The sequence below is a fragment of the Streptomyces sp. NPDC044719 genome, assembly GCF_056433405.1.
This window is the reverse complement of the sequence record NZ_JBWKHE010000009.1, coordinates 200,758-217,104: the sequence shown is the minus strand read 5'-3', so window position 1 is coordinate 217,104 and position 16,347 is coordinate 200,758. Positions and strand designations below refer to the sequence as shown.

The 16,347-nt window shown below is 72.6% G+C and carries 16 protein-coding genes; 6 read left to right on the top strand and 10 right to left on the bottom strand.

What is annotated here, in order from left to right; translation table 11 throughout:
- Positions 1-72 precede the first annotated feature (72 nt).
- Positions 73-1,365, top strand: coding sequence for an MFS transporter (locus AC07DF_RS32930; protein ID WP_478979716.1), 1,293 nt, complete (start codon positions 73-75; stop codon positions 1,363-1,365).
- Between the two features lie 3 nt (positions 1,366-1,368).
- Here the strand turns inward: AC07DF_RS32930 and AC07DF_RS32925 are convergent, their stop codons facing one another.
- From AC07DF_RS32925 to AC07DF_RS32915, 3 genes are all read right to left on the bottom strand, one after another.
- Positions 1,369-1,824 (bottom strand): cyclic nucleotide-binding domain-containing protein, encoded by a 456-nt coding sequence (locus AC07DF_RS32925; protein ID WP_478979714.1) that lies wholly within the window; start codon positions 1,822-1,824, stop codon positions 1,369-1,371.
- A 269-nt stretch (positions 1,825-2,093) separates the two neighbouring features.
- Positions 2,094-3,572, bottom strand: a complete 1,479-nt coding sequence (locus AC07DF_RS32920) for an aminotransferase class I/II-fold pyridoxal phosphate-dependent enzyme (protein WP_478979712.1) — start codon at positions 3,570-3,572, stop codon at positions 2,094-2,096.
- Positions 3,573-3,647: 75 nt separating this feature from the next.
- Positions 3,648-3,869 carry a hypothetical protein gene (locus tag AC07DF_RS32915; protein ID WP_399014503.1) on the bottom strand — a complete coding sequence of 74 codons (222 nt, stop codon included), beginning with the start codon at positions 3,867-3,869 and terminating at the stop codon, positions 3,648-3,650.
- Positions 3,870-4,144: 275 nt separating this feature from the next.
- On the opposite strand from AC07DF_RS32915, the gene AC07DF_RS32910 reads away from it, so the two are divergent.
- The 5 genes from AC07DF_RS32910 (at position 4,145) to AC07DF_RS32890 (ending at position 7,379) form a co-directional block, all read left to right on the top strand.
- On the top strand, positions 4,145-4,579 hold the full coding sequence (locus AC07DF_RS32910; protein WP_478979709.1) for an ATP-binding protein: 435 nt from the start codon (positions 4,145-4,147) through the stop codon (positions 4,577-4,579).
- 201 nt (positions 4,580-4,780) lie between these two features.
- Positions 4,781-5,644: a SigB/SigF/SigG family RNA polymerase sigma factor gene (locus AC07DF_RS32905; protein ID WP_478979707.1), complete on the top strand. Its 864-nt coding sequence runs from the start codon at positions 4,781-4,783 to the stop codon at positions 5,642-5,644.
- A gap of 29 nt (positions 5,645-5,673) precedes the next feature.
- Positions 5,674-5,910 carry a DUF5133 domain-containing protein gene (locus AC07DF_RS32900; protein WP_478979705.1) on the top strand — a complete coding sequence of 79 codons (237 nt, stop codon included), beginning with the start codon at positions 5,674-5,676 and terminating at the stop codon, positions 5,908-5,910.
- A 166-nt stretch (positions 5,911-6,076) separates the two neighbouring features.
- Entirely contained in the window at positions 6,077-6,916 is an 840-nt protein-coding gene (locus tag AC07DF_RS32895) for a DUF1206 domain-containing protein (RefSeq protein ID WP_478979703.1), read from the top strand.
- Positions 6,917-6,944: 28 nt separating this feature from the next.
- The gene (locus tag AC07DF_RS32890) at positions 6,945-7,379 is read left to right on the top strand and encodes a hypothetical protein (RefSeq protein WP_399014492.1); all 435 of its coding nucleotides are present in this window, start codon (positions 6,945-6,947) and stop codon (positions 7,377-7,379) included.
- 46 nt (positions 7,380-7,425) lie between these two features.
- Here AC07DF_RS32890 and AC07DF_RS32885 read toward each other — a convergent pair whose 3' ends face one another.
- The 7 genes from AC07DF_RS32885 to AC07DF_RS32855 form a co-directional block, all read right to left on the bottom strand.
- Positions 7,426-9,669 carry an FUSC family protein gene (locus tag AC07DF_RS32885; RefSeq protein WP_478979700.1) on the bottom strand — a complete coding sequence of 748 codons (2,244 nt, stop codon included), beginning with the start codon at positions 9,667-9,669 and terminating at the stop codon, positions 7,426-7,428.
- Between the two features lie 83 nt (positions 9,670-9,752).
- The gene (locus tag AC07DF_RS32880; RefSeq protein WP_478979698.1) at positions 9,753-11,126 is read right to left on the bottom strand and encodes an NAD(P)/FAD-dependent oxidoreductase; all 1,374 of its coding nucleotides are present in this window, start codon (positions 11,124-11,126) and stop codon (positions 9,753-9,755) included.
- 218 nt (positions 11,127-11,344) lie between these two features.
- Positions 11,345-13,075 carry a PP2C family protein-serine/threonine phosphatase gene (locus tag AC07DF_RS32875; RefSeq protein WP_478979696.1) on the bottom strand — a complete coding sequence of 577 codons (1,731 nt, stop codon included), beginning with the start codon at positions 13,073-13,075 and terminating at the stop codon, positions 11,345-11,347.
- Positions 13,072-14,469: a SpoIIE family protein phosphatase gene (locus tag AC07DF_RS32870; protein ID WP_478979694.1), complete on the bottom strand. Its 1,398-nt coding sequence runs from the start codon at positions 14,467-14,469 to the stop codon at positions 13,072-13,074. The genes AC07DF_RS32875 and AC07DF_RS32870 overlap by 4 nt, the downstream gene beginning before the upstream one ends.
- The gene (locus tag AC07DF_RS32865) at positions 14,469-14,909 is read right to left on the bottom strand and encodes an anti-sigma regulatory factor (protein ID WP_478979692.1); all 441 of its coding nucleotides are present in this window, start codon (positions 14,907-14,909) and stop codon (positions 14,469-14,471) included. The genes AC07DF_RS32870 and AC07DF_RS32865 overlap by 1 nt, the downstream gene beginning before the upstream one ends.
- Positions 14,909-15,328, bottom strand: a complete 420-nt coding sequence (locus AC07DF_RS32860) for an STAS domain-containing protein (protein ID WP_478979690.1) — start codon at positions 15,326-15,328, stop codon at positions 14,909-14,911. Before AC07DF_RS32860 ends, AC07DF_RS32865 begins: the two co-directional genes overlap by 1 nt.
- Positions 15,325-16,212, bottom strand: coding sequence for an STAS domain-containing protein (locus AC07DF_RS32855; RefSeq protein ID WP_478979688.1), 888 nt, complete (start codon positions 16,210-16,212; stop codon positions 15,325-15,327). Before AC07DF_RS32855 ends, AC07DF_RS32860 begins: the two co-directional genes overlap by 4 nt.
- Positions 16,213-16,347: the final 135 nt, after the last annotated feature.

Sequence of the window (16,347 nt, the reverse complement as noted above, 5' to 3'; positions counted from 1 at the left end):
CGGGGCGCTCGGCGGCTGGTGGGATAGTGACCCCCGGCCGGACAGGTGTAGCGAGCATCCAGGAAGCGGCGAGTGGACACCAGCGAGAGCAGGACGGAAGAGCAGGATCCGGTGCCGGAGGCACCGCGGCGCCGCGGCTGGCGGCGCTGGGCCATGGACACCCGCCCCCTGCGCCGCCCCGCCTACCGGCGACTGTGGGGCTCGACCATCGTCACGGCCGTCGGCAGCCAGCTCACCGCCGTCGCCGTGCCCAAGCAGATCTACGACATCACCGGCTCCTCGGCATGGGTCGGCGCCGCGAGCCTGGCCGGGCTCGTGCCCCTGATCGTGTTCGCGCTGTGGGGCGGGGCGATCGCCGACAGCATGGACCGGCGCAAGCTGCTGCTGATCACCAACAGCGGCATCGCCGTCACCTCGCTGCTGTTTTGGCTCCAGGCCTTCGCGGGCCTGGAGTCGGTCGCCGCGCTCATGGTGCTGCTCGCGGTGCAGCAGGCCTTCTGGGGCCTGAACGCCCCGGCCCGCACCGCCTCCATCGCCCGTCTGGTCCCCGAGGACGAACTGCCGGCGGCGGGCGCCCTCGGCTCGACCGTGATGCAGACGGGCCAGGTGGCCGGTCCTCTGCTCGCCGGTGCCCTCATCCCCGTGATCGGTCTCCCCGAGCTCTATCTGATCGACGCCCTGGCCCTGTGCGTCACGGTGTGGGCGGTGTACCGGCTGCCGTCGCTGCCGCCCCTGGCCGGCACGGGCAAGCGCCGCGCGGGCGTGCGGGAGATCGCCGCCGGATTCCGCTACATCTCCGGGCACACCGTGCTGCTGCTGTCCTTCCTCGCCGACATCGTCGCCATGGTCCTCGGTATGCCACGCGCCCTCTTCCCGCAGCTCGCCGCCCAGACCTACGCGCCGTACGGCGAAGGGCTCGCGCTGGGCCTGCTGTTCGCGGCGATCCCCATCGGCGCCGTGCTCGGCGGACTGTTCTCCGGCACCTTCTCCCGGGCGCGCCGGCACGGCTGGATGGTCATCTGGGCGGTGGTCGCGTGGGGCGCGGCCATCGCGGGCTTCGGGCTGAGCACCAGTCTGTGGGTCGGGGTGGCGTTCCTCGCCGTGGCCGGTGTGGCCGACATGGTCTCGATGGTCTTCCGGGGCGCGATCCTGCTGTCCGCCGCCACCGACGAGATGCGCGGGCGCATGCAGGGCGTCTTCACCGTCGTCGTGGCGGGCGGCCCGCGCCTCGCCGACGTACTGCACGGCACGGCGGGCTCCGCCTTCGGCCCCCGCACCGCCGTCACGGGCGGCGGCCTGCTGGTCGTCGCCGTGATGCTGGCCCTGGCAGCGGCGGTACCGGCACTGCGCCGCTACCGGATCTGAGTCCTACAGGGCCCCTCGCCGGTGCAGTGTGTACTGCTCCATCAGCTTGCCGCGGGTCATCTCCAGCCGGTGTGCGAGCACCTCGGCGACCGACCGCACCAGCAACAGGCCCAGCTGGGAATCCTCCTCGCACAGCTCCAGCACGGCCGCCGCGTCGAACTCGTAGGCGCGTACGGGACTGAACGCCACCGCGCCGAAGTCCCAGGTGTGCGGCGGGAACAGCCAGGACCAGCCGAGCAGGTCGCCGGCGCCGAGGCTGGCCACGGTCACCCGTTGCAGGGAGTTGACCTCCTGGTCCAGGGAGACCGCGCCGGAGCGGATGACCCAGAAGCGGTCGGCCGCGCCGCCCGCCTCGAAGATGCGTGTGTCCTCGGGGAAGGACACCTCCCGCGCGAGCGCCATCAGACGGTGCCGCTGGGGCGGAGGCAGGGCGGTCAGGAGTTTGATCGCTTTGGTCATGCGGAGCTCCTCGCCGGGCGGTCGACTTCCGGTGCTTTCTCCCTACGCCCATTTCAGCCGCTGCCGGGGCCGCGGGCACCTCGGCGTGGGCAACTTTCTCCGGGCATGAAAAAGCCCTGGCTGGACGGGGGAGACCAGCCAGGGCCGTTAGCGGTGACGGACGGAGGAACGCGGGTTCGACCCCGTCGTCACGTATGAATGAACGGTAAACCATCATGGGGTCGTACGTGCACCCCGGACCGGGCCGGGTGACCCGTTTCACGTCGGAGTCACCGCGCGTCGCCGGCGACGACACGGACCGTATCCAGCTGCGGGTCCGTGGGATCGGGGAGGTGCATGCCCGCCGCCAGCCCGGTGCGCAGATACGCCAGCACGGGCTCGGTGAGGCGCTCACCAGGGAGGACGGCCGGGATGCCGGGCGGATACGGCGTGATCATCTCCGCCGCGACGCGTCCGGCGGCCTCGCCCACCGGCGCGTCTTCGGCCGGGCCGAAGAACGCGTCGCGGGGCAGCATCACCTGCTCCATCCGCAGCTCGGCCGACGACGGCACCTCCACCCGCTGCGCCCGGGGCAGATCCCGCGCGGCCCGGGCGAGATCGCGCAGCGCCTCCAGCAGCTGCCCGGTCGTCTCCCGGTCGTCGCCGTGGGTGATCTGCATGCCGATGCGGCGGTGGTCCACCAGATGCGCGTCGATGTGCCGGTGCTCGCGCAGCCAGTCCGCCGCCTGGAAGCCCGTGATCCCGAGCCCGGTGAGATCGATGACGCCGGGCAGGGGGTCGAAGTCGTCGGACAGACCCGGGCCGCAGAAGTCCTGCCGATCGTTGACGTGCAGCCCGTCGATCTCCTCGACGGCGGACCGGACCTCGGCCGCGAGAGCCAGCGCACCGCCCATCAGCTCCTCGCCGTGCAGCGCCATCTGCCGCCGCCAGCCGTCCAGACCCGCGAAGATCAGCACCGACGGACTGGTGGTGCCCAGCAGGTCCGCGCGCATCCCCAGCAACTGCGGCGGGACCAGGCCGCCCCGCAGATGGAATACGGAGCCCTGCTCCAGGCCACTGCCCATCTTGTGGATGCTGGTCACGCAGATGTCCGCGCCCGCGTCCATCGCCCAGGACGGCAGATCGGGGTGGAACGGCAGATGCGCGCCCCAGGCCTCGTCCACGATCAGCGGCCGCGCACGCCGGTGGCACACGTCGGCGATCGCCCGGAGATCCGCGCAACCGCCGTACGGCGTGGGGCTCGTGACCAGCGCGCCCCGCGCGTCCGGGTGAGCCCCGAAGGCCCGCTCGAAGTCCTCGGCGGACGGCGGATGGGCCAGTTTCCGCTCGGCGTCCCAGCGGGGATCGACCCAGACGGGTTCGATACCGGACAGGATCAGCCCCGCCACCACGGACTTGTGCGCGTCGCGCCCGATCAGCAGCTTCTCGTGCGGCCCCGCGACCGACAGCATGGCCGCCTTCACCGACAGGGAACTGCCGCACGTACTGAAGTACGTGTGCTCGGCATGCACCGCGTCGGCCATCAGCTCCTGTGCCCGCTGCAGCACCTGTCCCCGGGAGAGCCGGTCGTCCAGACCGCCCGAGGCCAGCACGTCGCCGAGGAACACCGCGTCACCGAGGACCTCCCGGACCATCGGATCGGCGCCGCGCGCCTGTTTGTGCCCGGGCGGCGTGAACGACAGATGCCCTTTGCGGCGGTACTCGTCCAGGGCTTCCAGAACCGGTGCTCGCGTGTGGTCGACTCTCATCCGCGCCGGGTTCCCGCCGCGTCCCGTCGCAATCGGCCGCTCTCCGGTACGGGGTACGGACCCGGACCCGCCCGGTCAGCCCTCCGTACCGTGCTTGCCCGGCGTCAGGATCTCGTCCAGCACCGTGACCACCGCCTCGTAGGACATCCCTCGTACGGTCGCGTCCCTGGCCCCCTTCGGGTCGGTCGCGCTCAGTTCCTCGCTCCTGGCCCGCCACGTCCGCTCCTCGCGCATCGCGCAGGCCCTCGCACGCCGGATGCGCCGCAGCAGTTCGTCCGAGTCCACCACATCGGTCATGCACCCCGCCTACCCACGCAACGCGCCGGGATGGCACCCCGGCCGGCGGCTGTTCGGGCGCTTTTCGGCAGGAGGAGGCGGACCGGAGGTTTGCAGGTGCGGGGAGAGGTCAGCCGAAGAGAAGAGACCCGCGGCGCTCGCGAGGTGCGCGCCCCGAACGCCGCGGCAGGTTGAAGGAAGCAGCGGGCACCGTGAGCCCCAGGGGTGCCCGTGCGGGCGGCCGTGGAACGTGGGCCGGACCCGGCTTCCGTCTTCACCGACCAGGGAGCTGAAGGATGTGCGACGAGCACATGATCGAATCCGTACTCGGGTCGTTCGGCCCGGACCGGGACCGGCCGTGCAAACCCGCTGAGGCGCGCCGGGCCGTGGAGCGCGCCGTGGCCGAACGCTGCCGCACCACGCACACGCCGTGCGACGCGGACGCCCTGTCCGACGCGCTGCTCGTCGTCTCGGAACTGACGACCAACGCGATCCTGCACGGCGGCGGCGTCACCGACTTCCGGGTCGACATCGACGGGCCCGGCGTGCGAGTGTCGGTGAGTGACCGCAGTGACGAACTGCCCGTGACCGCGCCCCCCGTGGATCCGCACGGACGGCTGCGGCACGGCGGCCACGGCTGGCCCATCGTGTGCCGGCTCTCCCGCGACGTCCGCGTCGCGGACCTGCCTGCCGGCGGCAAGTGCATCACCGCCGTCGTACCCCTCGTCTGAAACCCGGTTGCCGGCTCCCGGGCAGATTGCACAGCAAAGTGGAGTTTGTTCCACCGGGGGCAGGGCAGTCGCAATCTCGTGCTTCGGACCGGAGGCGCGCCAGCGGGAGCGGTATGACTGCCCCGGAGGCCCTCCAGGCGATCCGGGCAGCGGCCCTCCCGCGGTAGACCCTGAAATCACCGTTGTCAGGAGCGAATCCGCATGCTCATCGACACGCCCACGAACGGCCCCGACACGCCCGGAACCACGACCACCGCCACCCGGCGGCGGCACGACGACGCTCCGGACACCGCGGCCCTCTTCACCCGGCTGGCGGAACTGGAGGAGGGTCCCGAGCGGGAGGCCGTTCGTGACGAGCTCGTCACGCTGTGGCTGCCCATGGCCCACCGCATCGCCGGCCGCTTCCGCGAGCGCGGCGAGTCGCTCGAGGACCTCAAGCAGGTGGCGGCCCTGGGGCTGGTCAAGGCCGTCGACCGGTTCGACCCGAGCCGGGGAGCCTTCGAGAGCTACGCCGTCCCCACCATCACCGGCGAGGTCAAGCGGCATTTCCGGGATCGGATGTGGGCCCTGCGGGTCCCCCGCCGGGTGCAGGAACTGCGCAACAAGGTGCGGATGGCACGCCGTGAACTCACCCAGAACCCGGGCAGCCCCGAGCCCTCCGTGGCGGACCTCGCCGCCCGCACCGGCCTGACCGAGGAAGAGGTCGGCGCCGGGCTCGAAGCGCTGGAGAGCTTCAGCACCCTGTCGCTGGACGCCGAGCTCTCGGCCGACGACGACGGCTACAGCCTCGCGGACACCCTCGGCGCGGCGGACGCCTCCTACGACGTCGTGGTCGACCGTGAGTCCGCCAAGGAAGGCCTGCGCCGCCTGCCGGAACGCGAACGGGCCATTCTCTACATGCGCTTCTTCGAGGACATGACGCAAAGCCGCATCGCCGACCACCTCGGCATCTCCCAGATGCACGTCTCCCGCCTCATCAGCCGCAGTTGCGCCCGTGTGCGCGACGAGGCCATGGGGCAGCGGACGGGCGCCCGGGACAGCGGCGGCACCTCCACGACGGCCTGACCATCCGACCCATGAGGAGCGAGAACCACATGCTGAGACCCCATCCCGCGGTGCTGCGCCGCCTCGTCGACGAGTACGAGGCACTGGTGCCGGCCGTCGAGGCCGGAAACGCACCGGCGGAGACCGGTCCGCGGGCACGCGACCTGGCGTACACGCTGTGCGTGTCCACCGGCACCCGGGACGTCGGACGAGCCCTGGACGTCGCTCACCAGTGGCTCGCGACCGCACCCGCACCGGCCCGGGAGACCGCTGCCCTGGCCACCTGACAACGGCGGGACAGGGGCCCGGCCGACGGCATCAGCCGCGGCCGGGCCCTTTCGCGTCCCGCGAAGCCCGGGTCGCCGAGGGCGGTCAGGCCGGAACGCGCTGGTCCGGCGGCCGGCCGGGTGTGTGGCCGCCGAGCCGGGGCATCCGGAACGCCGGGAGGTCGACATGAACACGAGTGCGCTGGCACAGACCGGACGGTTCCGGGCCCGACGGGTGGCACGGGGTTCGGTGACGGAGGGGGCGGCACGGGCGGGACTCGCCGCCCGGGGCGTGATCTATCTGCTCGTGGGCGCGCTGGCGCTGCAGATCGCCTTCGGCGACACCAAGGAGCAGGCCGACCGCGGGGGAGCCCTGGCGGCGATCTCGCAGAAGCCGTTCGGGGCGGTGCTGCTCTGGGCCCTGGGCATCGGGCTCGTCGGCATGGCCCTGTGGCGGCTGTCCGAGGTGTTCTTCGGCTCCGTCGGGCAGGACGGCCGCAGCGCCCGCAAGCGACTGATGGCGGGCGTCCGCTTCGCGTTCTACGTCTTCGTCGCCTACTCCGTGCTGTCGTTCGCGGCCAGCCGCGACCAGAGCGGTGGCGGCTCCAGCGACCAGCAGTCCCGGGACGCCACCGCCAGGGCACTGGAGATACCCGCCGGGCAGTGGCTGGTCGGCGCGGCCGGGATGGCGATCGTCGCCGCGGGCGGGTGGATCGGCGTACGGGCGGTCCTGCGCAAGTACCACGACAAGCTCCGGCTCGGGCAGATGGGCCCCCGCACCCGGCGGCTGGTGGACATCACGGGCGTGGCCGGCGGCACCGCCCGCGGGCTGGTCTTCGCCGTGGCCGGTGTCTTCGCCGTGCGCGCCGCGATCGACTACGAACCCGACAAGGCGAAGGGCCTCGACGACACCCTGCGCACCTTCGCCGGCACCCCCCTCGGCCCCTGGCTGCTGGTCTGCGTCGCGGCCGGGCTCGTGCTCTTCGGGGTGTTCTCCTTCGCCATGGCCCGCTGGCGACGCGTCTGAGCCGCGTCGTGCGGGGAACACGAAGCCAATGAGCGATTCCGAGATTCCGCATGGCGACGACCGGCCCGTGGACATGTACCTGGACCTCCTGCGCATCCGGATGGACACCGAGGACTACCGCCTCCTGATGCGCGTGGTGGAACCGGTCCTCGAGGCGATCGACGAGGAGCGCCTGTCCAGCCTCGACTTCGCGCTCGACTCAGGGGCCGGCGACGAGCTGCCCCAAGAGGTGCGTGACGAGGTGGCCCTCGTCATCGCCACCGCCGTCACCGGCCGCCTGGACAACGAAGTGGTCGAACTCGACGTCGACGAGACCGGCCCGGTCAGGATCGTCACGGACGCGACCACCGCGTCCGACCCGGACCGCCTCGGCGAGATAGCCGACTACATCAAGGAACGGCACAAGCAGACCGAGGAGCTCCGGGGCATCGCCGAGGTGAGCGGACTGCCCACGGACTTCTGACCGGGACCGGCCGGGCTCCTGAGGGTACTTCTGAGTGGTACCGGCCTCAGCCCCGGGGTTCCGCCACCGGCACGCCCAGCGGCCGGGCCAGGCCCACCACGGCCTCGTCCAGCCGCTCCAGGTGCCGCAGCACGCGGTCGGTGATCCTGCCGTAGCGCGGTGTGCCGGCGTCGGACCCCAGCAGCGAGGCGATGCTCGGGCCCGTCTCCACCCGGGCCCCGGTGTGCTCGTCCTCGACCCGGGCCGCGATGGTCCCGATGTTGCGCACGGTACGCGCCGCGGCCCCGCGCAACCGCGGGTCCGCCGCGATCGAGGGATGCGTGGGCAGCAGCTCGGCGGTCGCCGCCAGCGTCCGCGCGTGGTACGCGCACGTCTCCAGCAGCGCCACCACGTACCGGGCCGTGTGGCGCCGGGCCCGCAGCGGCGTGACCGGGTGGGTCAGCGGCTGCGTGGCCGCCCGCAGATCGGCCAGCGCCTGGTCCAGGTCACGTGCCTTGTCCAGCAGTTCGTCCGCGGGCCCGCCGCTGAGCTGCCCGACGGCGGCCTCGGTGACGTCGGCCAGCCGCTCCAGCACCGTGCCGAGCAGCTCGTTCGTACGGCGGTCGGTCCGCACCGGCAGGACCAGGGCCGCGGCGACCACGCCGCAGGCCGCACCGAGGGCGGTCTCCTCCACCCGCAGCAGGAGCACGTCGAGGCTGTAGGTGTGCAGCAGCGTGTACAGCAGCCCCAGCATCGCCGTGACGAAGAACGACATCAGCGTGTACGACAACGGCGCCGAGTAGAACATCGCGAAGATCAGCACCAGCACCAGCGCGAACGCCGTCCAGGTGTGCTGTCCGACCAGGCCCGCCAGCACGATTCCGGCCACGACGCCGAACACCGTGCCGAGCAGCCGCCGATAGCCCTTGACCAGGATCTCGCCCGTGGACGCGGTGTTCAGGAAAACGATCCAGCAGGTCAGCACCGCCCAGTACCAGCGCTGTGTGGACAGCAGCTCGCCGCCCACGATGGCCAGCGTCGAGCCGACGGCGACCTGCACCGCGGCACGCGTGGTGGGCCGCCGCAGACCCGTCTCCTCCTCCACGGTCGGCTCTTCGCCGCCGCCGTCGATCGCCGCGTCCTCGGCGTCCAGCTCCTCGCGGGAGCGGGCCGTGGCAGGGGTGTCGTCCGACTCGTCCTGCGGGCCGTCCAGCGCGATCCGCAGACCCATGACCGCGCGGGCCGACTCGCCGATGCCCCGGAAGACGTCCTGGACGGCGGCGGGCGCGGCCGGCAGGTTCTCCTCGTCCCGGTAGCCGAGAAGCCGGTTGCGTACGTGGGCCAGACCTGTGCCCGTACTGCCGCTCCCGGCCCGCAGCACGAGGGTGTGCAGCGCCTGCAGATCCCGGCGGAGCGTGGCGGTGGCCTCGTCCGGCACCGCCGGCGCGCTCAGCGACGGCGCGGGCGCGCCCGGCAGGTGCAGAGTGAGCGTGTCGGCTCGCTCGGCGGTGCGGGCGGTCAGCAACAGCAGACCGAGCCGCTCGGCGGCGATCTCCGCGTCCGCGACCCGGCGCTGCACGAGCCGCGCCACGGACTCGTCCGGGGTGCCCTCGTCCAGCTGCGCCTGGATCATCATGGCTGTCTCGTGCAGCCGCGCGGTGCCCTCGCGCACGGCGTCCAGGGCCTTGTCCATCTCGTCCCCGTCGGCGTCGAGGAGGTCGACCTGCGCGGACACCAACTGGGCCAGCCGGGCGCGGAAGGCCAGTCGCAGCCGCATGAGGACGCCCGTGGGCGTCGCGGGCACCACCGCGAAGCGCATGACGGCACTGGAGCAGAACGCCACGGCCATGACGCCGCACAGCGCGGGCAGCGAGGAGACGGTGACGCCGACGAACAGGGACAGGAAGTAGATCTGGAAGCCGATCAGTCCCAGCGCGGTGCCGCGGTCGCCGAACCGGCGGCCGTAGACCGCGCAGAAGATCAGGACGACGAAGAAGATGTCACCGACGTAGAGACGCGCGTTCAGATACGCGCCCAGGGACACGGAGGCCAGCGCCACCGGCAGCCCCAGGGCCAGCGTCACGGCCTGAGGGCCGAGCTGCTTCTCCCGGATGGCGAAGGTGGCGACCATCGCCGCCATGGCCCCCGCCACCAGCTGGTGCACATCGGCCCCGAAGAGGCTGAGCACGGCGAGGGTGAGCGCGATGGCGCCGACGGTGCGCAACCCGGCCGTCAGGCGCAGCAGTCCGGGGTCGGACGCCGCGATCCGGTCCCGCAGTCCTGTCCACACCGACCGTCCTGCTGCCCTCACTCCGCCGCACTCTCTCCCGACTCACACCAAGATCCGCATCTCAGCATGTCATGCCGGAATCAGAAGCTCCCCTTCGACCCTGCCTAGTCCCGCCGAGCGGTCCCGCCGATGTGCTCCCGCACCTGTTCCGGCGTCAGATAGGCGTCCGTGTACTCGAAGTCCTTCAGCCTGGCGGCCTTGCGGGTCTGGAACCCGGTGCGTACGAAGTCGTCGCCGGCGACCGCGTTGAGCAGCCAGTTCGTCATCACCCGCGTCTTGGCCACGTTGGTGCGCAGCGCGGACCAGTGGTAGCCGCGGGCGACGGCCTGGGCGGGCAGGCCGCGCAGTTCGATGCCCAGCGGCTTGGAGACCGCGTCGGTGCCGCCGAGGTCGACGACGAGCCCGAGGTCCTTGTGGACGTACGGCTGCATCACCTGTCCCCGCAGCGTCGCGATCACGTTGTCGGCGACATGCTTGCCCTGCCGCAGGGCGTGCTGTGCGGTGGGCGGGCACATGGCGCCGTCGTCGCCCTTGGCCAGATCGGGCACGGCGGCCGAGTCGCCGAGCGCGAACACCCCGTCGTCGCCCGGCAGGTTCATCTCGGGGGCGACGGCGAGCCGTCCCTTGACCGTCTCGGCGCCGAGCGTGGCGATGAGGGGGCTGGCGACCACCCCGGCGGTCCAGATGAGCGTGCGCGTCGGGATCACCCGGCCGTCGGTGAAGGTGACCTCTTCGGGGCCCGCCTTGGCGATGGAGACGCCCAGCGAGATCTCGATGCCCCGCCGCCGCAGGATCTCCTGCGCGCTGTTGCCGAGCTTCTCGCCGAGCTCCGGCATCAGCTTCGGCGCGATGTCGATCAGATGCCACTTGATCAGCCCCGGGTCCAGCCGCGGATAGCGCTTGACGGCGGCGTGCGTCAGGCGCTGCAGGCAGGCCGCGGTCTCGGTGCCCGCGTAGCCGCCGCCGACCACCACGAACTGCAGCCGCGAGGCCCGCTCGTCCGGGTCCTGGCTCGCGTCGGCCAGATCCAGCTGCGAGATGACGTGGTCACGGACGTACGCCGCCTCGGCGAGCGTCTTCATCCCGAACGCGTGGTCCGTCAGGCCGGGGATGTCGAAGGTACGCGTGATGCTGCCGGGGGCCAGCACGATGTAGTCGTACGGCTCGTTGACGATCTGGTCGGTGATGGTGCGGATGACGCAGACCTTGGACTTCAGGTCGACGCCGATGGCCCCGCCCGGAATGATCCGCGTGCGGTACTTCTTGCTGCGGCGCAGGGAGACGGCGATCGACTGCGGCGTCAGCACGCCGGAGGCGACCTGGGGGAGCAACGGCAGGTAGAGCTGGTAGGCGAACGGCGTCACCAGAGTGACGTCGGCCTCGTCCGGGGAGAGTTTCCGTTCCAGACGGCGGACGCACTCCACGCCGGCGAAGCCTGCGCCAACCACCAGGATCCTGGGTCGTGTCACGGTGTTCATCCCTTTCTGCGGCTCCAGGCGGTCTGCCTCGAACGCCTTTCGACTGCCCATGGATCGCTGGTTCGCACCCCTTCGATCCCACCGTGTGTCCGGCCGGCACGCCAGCCGGACGCGGCAGGCAGACGAACGCGTCGATCACCACCATGCCCGCCTCGTGGCCGAAAAGCACCAGGCGGGAGTGAAGAACGCGTGCAAGGCCGGGCCGGCCGGACCTGCCGTCAGGACGCGGCGTCCCCGCGGAGGTGACACAGCAACAGACACACGTCGTCGTCGCGCTCGGAATCGCTCAGCAGCGGAGGCAGGAGCCGGTCCGCCGAGCCCTCCAGATCCGCGTCCAGTTCCGCGGAACGGAAGCCGCCGAGCGCAGCGGCCAGCCTTTCGATACCCGGGTCTATGCCCTGCGCGCGCCGCTCGACCAGCCCGTCCGTGTACAGCGCGAGCGTCGAGCCGGGCTCCACATGCTCCGTGTGGTCGGCGATCTCCTGGGTGAGCGGGATGCCGAGCATGGCGCCGGGTTTGGCGTCGAGCGTGCGCACGGTCCCGTCGGGCAGCCGCAGCACCGGCGGCGGATGCCCCGCGGCGGCCCAGGTCAGGGTGGGCTCGTCCGGGTGGAAGCGCGCGATGACGGCCGTGGCGTACAGATCGGGCTGCAGATGGTGCAGGAACCGGTGCAGCCGGGTCAACAGCCGGCCCGGGCTGTCGCCGTCGACGGCGTACGCCCGCAGCGCGGTGCGCAGCTGGCTCATCATGACGGCCGCGTGCAGCCCGTGCCCGGTCACATCGCCGATGACGGTGATGAGACCGCCGTCCCGCTGACGGAACGCGTCGTACCAGTCACCGCCGATGTTCATCCCGTGCGTGGCGGGCAGATACCGCGCGGCCAGGCTGAGGCCCGGCGTCGTCGGCAGCTCCGTCAGCAGGGCGCGCTGCAGCGTCTCGGCGATGTCGCGGTTGTGCTCGAAGCGCCGGGCGTTGTCGATCGCGATGCTGGCCCGCCGGGTCAGCTCGATCAGCATCACCGCGTCGTCCGGGTCCCAGCGCGCACCGGGCGGCGACAGGGTCAGGACTCCCAGCGGCGCCCGCCGCGTCGGCAGCGGGACACACAGCAGCGGCGTCCCGGGATCCAGCGCCGACGGCGGCTGGTCCTCCACGCCGGGCAGGCCTCCCGGATGGTCGGCGGCGTACTGGGGCCGGCCGGTCCGGGCCGCGACCACGGCGGCTGCCGGATGCGGCGCCGACCCGTGCCGGTCGTCCTCGTGGTCGAACAGCCAGATGTCGACGCTGCGCGCGTACTCCGGCACCAGCAGGTCAGGCAGCCGGCGCACGATCTCCTCGTGATTGAGCGACGCCGTCAGCACGGCACTCGCGTCCGCGAGGAAGGTCAGCCTGCGGCGGGCGCTCTCGGCCTCATTGCGTGCGCTGCGCTCGGCGGCGAACGCCTCGCGCTGGGCCCGCCCGGCCGCGTCCAGCTCCGCGTGCAGCGCCAGGACCCCCTGGTTCGTCTGGTGCAGCTCCTCCCGGTGGAAGGAGACCAGGTCCTCCTGCTCGGTGAGCTTGTCCAGCACCACGGCCGTGTCCTCGTCGGCGCCGAGCAGCGCCTCCGCGAGAGCCGCCGGGTCGTCCTCGACCGTGCCGCTGTCCCCTGCCCGGGCCGTCTCGGGGCAGGGGACCGTGACCTCCCACGGTGGCTCCCCGGCCGCTGCGGACGCGTCCGGCGACGGTGTCACCACGGCGTGCAGCAGCCCCTCCTCGGTGGGGGAACCGGCCAGGTCCATGGTGAGCAGCCAGGTGCCGCCCTTGGTGAGGCACTGGCGCAGCTGGGCGCTGAGGGCGGTGGCCAGCCTCGTCCGTTCGACGGTGGACACCCCGTACGCGGCGGCCAGGCGCGCGAGAGCGATGCGGGCGCGTGCCGCGTCGGTGACGGTGGTGATCTGCCAAGTGCGCATCATGGGAGTTCCGGCGGGGTCGGAGTCAGCACGGCCACGGCGGTGTCGTCCCGCACCGGCCGGGCGGGACTGCTCGCGTCACGTATCGTCACGGCGGCCGTCACGGCCGGGTCGGCCGCGGGCAGACCGGGGTCGGCCGGCGGCGTCCACCGGCTGGGCAGGCCGTCGGTGTGCAGGATCAGCAGCCGGTCGTCCGCCCAGTCGGCTTCCTCCTCGCGGAGGGTGCCGGGCCGGTGGACCCCGACGATGCCGGGCCGCGACAGCAGATGGCGCCAGGTGCCGTCCGTGCGCAGCCGCGCCCCCACGTTCCCGATGCCGGCGAACCGCAGCCGTCGCACCCGCAGGTCGAGCTGGGCCACGGCGACGGCGGCGCCCCGGGTGCCCTTCAGCACGTCGTGCAGCCGCCGCAGCGCGTCGGCGGGGGAGAGGTGGGACCAGCGGTGCAGCGCCCCGACCGCGGCGGACGAGGCACGAGCGGCCTCCGGACCGTGTCCCAGACCGTCCGCCAGCATCAGCGTCACCCGCTCCCCGGCCCGCACCCAGGCCCAGGCGTCGCCCGAGCACTCGGCACCGGCGTAGGGGATGTTCACGCCGCCGGCCCGCACACCGGCGACCGGCGCCGGGCTGTCGTCCGAGCGGCCGGGACGCACGTCACCCCCCGGCACACCGGGGACCGGCCGGGACCAGGGACCGTGCTCGGGTTCGTTCCCGGCTTCGCTCCCGAGGGCGCCGCCGGCCGTCGCCGCGTGCCCCGTCAGGCCGCCGCACGCCAGGGCTCCGACCACTGGCCGGTCATCCCCCGGGACAGCTTCCGGCACGCCCGACGGCCACGGCCCGCCGCTGGAAACCCCGCCGCCGGACCACCCCGGGACGGCACCGCCCGGCGTGCCGGGCCCGGGCGGGCCGCCCCAGCTCCCCGAGGCCCCGTCGGCCCACACCCGGACGGCCGGCCCGGCGGGTGTGCCGTCGCCGCGGGGCGTGACGCCCACCCGGGCCACCGCGACCGTGCCGCGGCCCGGGGTGCTGTGCAGACCGAAGTCGTCGGCGAGACGCAGACATGTGCCGAGGCCCGCGCCGAGCGAGCGCGTCGTGGAGAAACCGTCGCGCAGCGCCGCGGGCACGTCGGCAATGCCCGGGCCGTGGTCGATCGCGGCGATCTGCACGACCCGGGACTCCTCACGACCCTCCCGCAGCACGGGCGGCGCCACGACCTCGATGAGCACCTGACCACCCTCGGCGTGCTTGAGCAGATTCGTGGCGAGCTCGGTCGCGACCAGCGCGGCGGCCGCGGTGCGCCGCTCGTCGAGACCGGCCATCGCGGCCGCGTCCTCCGCGGCGACCCGCGCGTCGCGCACCCGCGTCGAGTCGCGCACCGGGACGTCCCACACGCGCGGCATCAGGCCTCCTCGCGCGGACGGGGCGGCTGGGCGACCCAGCAGGTCACCCGCACGGTGGTGCCGTCGCCCGGCGTGCTGTCGATGTGGAAGTCGTGCACCAGGCGCCGCGCGCCGCTCAGCCCCATCCCCAGCCCGCCGCCGGAGGTGTAGCCGTCGCTGAGCGCCCGGTCCAGGTCGGCGATGCCCGGCCCCTCGTCGGTGAAGGCCAGCCGCAGGCCCTGCGCACCCGCGCTGCTGACCCGCGTCACGTTCATGTGCCCGCCACCGCCGTGCACGAGGGTGTTGCGGGCCAGCTCACTGGCGGCGGTGACCAGTTTGGTCTGTGCCACCAGGCCGAAGCCGAGCCCGGCCGCGGCCTGCCGTACGTGCTGCCGCACCCACACCAGGTCCATGTCCGACCGGATGGGCAGGCAGGCCTCCACGCCCGCGGCAGTGTGCATCACAAACTCTCCTGACGCGGGCCGCCGGGACGAGTCACCGGGGTCTGCTGCGCGAGGAGCTCCATGCCCGCCTCGGTGCTGAGCGCGGTGCGCAGCCCCGGCAGCGTCAGCCCCAGTTCCACCAGGGTGATGGCGACCGCCGGGCGCATGCCGGCCACCACGGTCCGCGCGGCCAGCAGCTTGGCCTGCGCGGCGATCTCGGCCAGCACCCGGCCGAGGAAGGAGTCGACGATCTCCACGCCGGAGATGTCGATGAGCACACCGCGCACCCCGGTACGGGAGATCGTCTCCGCGAGGTCCTGCTGGAGCTGCTGCGCCGTGCTGTCGTGCAGGTCCCCCTGGAGCGTGACCAGGAGGACGTCGCTGAGCCGCAGGACCGGCACATGGCCCGGGACGGGACGGAGGTAGGCGTCGCTCACCGCTGTCCCGCACCCGCGTTCACGATGTCCGCACCGAGCTCGTGCAGCGCGTACCCCAGCGCGTCGGCGAGGTTCGCGCGGGTGATCACGTCCAGATCCAGACCGAGGTGGACGATGGTCTGCGCGATGGCGGGACGGATGCCGGAGACGATGCACTGGGCGCCCATCAGCCGCGCCGCGGCGACCGTTTTCATCAGGTGCTGCGCCACCAGCGAGTCGACCGTGGGCACACCGGTGATGTCGAGGATCGCGAACCTGGCGTGCTGGTCGACGACCGCGTTCAGCAGCGTCTCCATCACGATCTGGCTTCGGGCGCTGTCGAGCGTCCCGATGAGCGGCACGGCCACGACGCCGTCCCACAGCCGGATGACGGGCGTGGCCACCTCCATCAGCTGCAGCCGCTGCCGGTCGCTGAGCGCCTGCCACTCGCTCAGCGCCGTCTGCATGGCCACCAGGCGCAGGGTGCCCATCAGCACGGTCAGCGCGGTCGAACACGCCCGCAGGTGCTCGGGCGGCGCTTGCTCCAGATCGGCGGCCAGCAGGTTCTCGACCGGCGGCCGCAGGGCGGCCAGCTCGCTGGACACCTGGGTGTTGGACAGCCCGGCGCGGGAGCGGGCCACGCCCATCCGGGCCAGCTGCTCGCGCACCCCGCTGAACCCCGCGGAGTCCGGGTCCTCCACCTGGTCCGAGTCGGCCACCTGGGCCAGCGCGTCCACGACCACCTTGCCCGCCTCCACCGCCTCGTCGCGCGAGACGGTGAACACGGTGCGGAACAGGGGCTCGTCCGCCCACCGCTGGGCGATCTGTTCCCGCCGGCGGTGCAGGAAGTCCCTGACCTCGTGTGTGGGCGTGGCGAGCTGTCCGTCCGCTTCGTGCTCCGGCACCTGCTTCTCTCCTCATCCGCGTTGCGTCGACCGAGCCCGCTTCGGAAACGAGAACGGCGTGGTGACACTTGCCGGGCGACAACTCTAACCATGCCCCGACCTCGTACGACACCTGATCCGGCGCAAGTGATCCGG

What these genes read in the sequence shown, in the direction of transcription:
- AC07DF_RS32925 (WP_478979714.1), bottom strand. Translation starts at nt 1,824, where the DNA reads ATGACCAAAGCGATCAAACTCCTGACCGCCCTGCCTCCGCCCCAGCGG.
- AC07DF_RS32920 (WP_478979712.1), bottom strand. Translation starts at nt 3,572, where the DNA reads ATGAGAGTCGACCACACGCGAGCACCGGTTCTGGAAGCCCTGGACGAG.
- AC07DF_RS32915 (WP_399014503.1), bottom strand. Translation starts at nt 3,869, where the DNA reads ATGACCGATGTGGTGGACTCGGACGAACTGCTGCGGCGCATCCGGCGT.
- AC07DF_RS32910 (WP_478979709.1), top strand. Translation starts at nt 4,145, where the DNA reads ATGTGCGACGAGCACATGATCGAATCCGTACTCGGGTCGTTCGGCCCG.
- AC07DF_RS32905 (WP_478979707.1), top strand. Translation starts at nt 4,781, where the DNA reads ATGCTCATCGACACGCCCACGAACGGCCCCGACACGCCCGGAACCACG.
- AC07DF_RS32900 (WP_478979705.1), top strand. Translation starts at nt 5,674, where the DNA reads ATGCTGAGACCCCATCCCGCGGTGCTGCGCCGCCTCGTCGACGAGTAC.
- AC07DF_RS32895 (WP_478979703.1), top strand. Translation starts at nt 6,077, where the DNA reads ATGAACACGAGTGCGCTGGCACAGACCGGACGGTTCCGGGCCCGACGG.
- AC07DF_RS32890 (WP_399014492.1), top strand. Translation starts at nt 6,945, where the DNA reads ATGAGCGATTCCGAGATTCCGCATGGCGACGACCGGCCCGTGGACATG.
- AC07DF_RS32880 (WP_478979698.1), bottom strand. Translation starts at nt 11,126, where the DNA reads ATGAACACCGTGACACGACCCAGGATCCTGGTGGTTGGCGCAGGCTTC.
- AC07DF_RS32875 (WP_478979696.1), bottom strand. Translation starts at nt 13,075, where the DNA reads ATGATGCGCACTTGGCAGATCACCACCGTCACCGACGCGGCACGCGCC.
- AC07DF_RS32870 (WP_478979694.1), bottom strand. Translation starts at nt 14,469, where the DNA reads ATGCCGCGCGTGTGGGACGTCCCGGTGCGCGACTCGACGCGGGTGCGC.
- AC07DF_RS32865 (WP_478979692.1), bottom strand. Translation starts at nt 14,909, where the DNA reads ATGCACACTGCCGCGGGCGTGGAGGCCTGCCTGCCCATCCGGTCGGAC.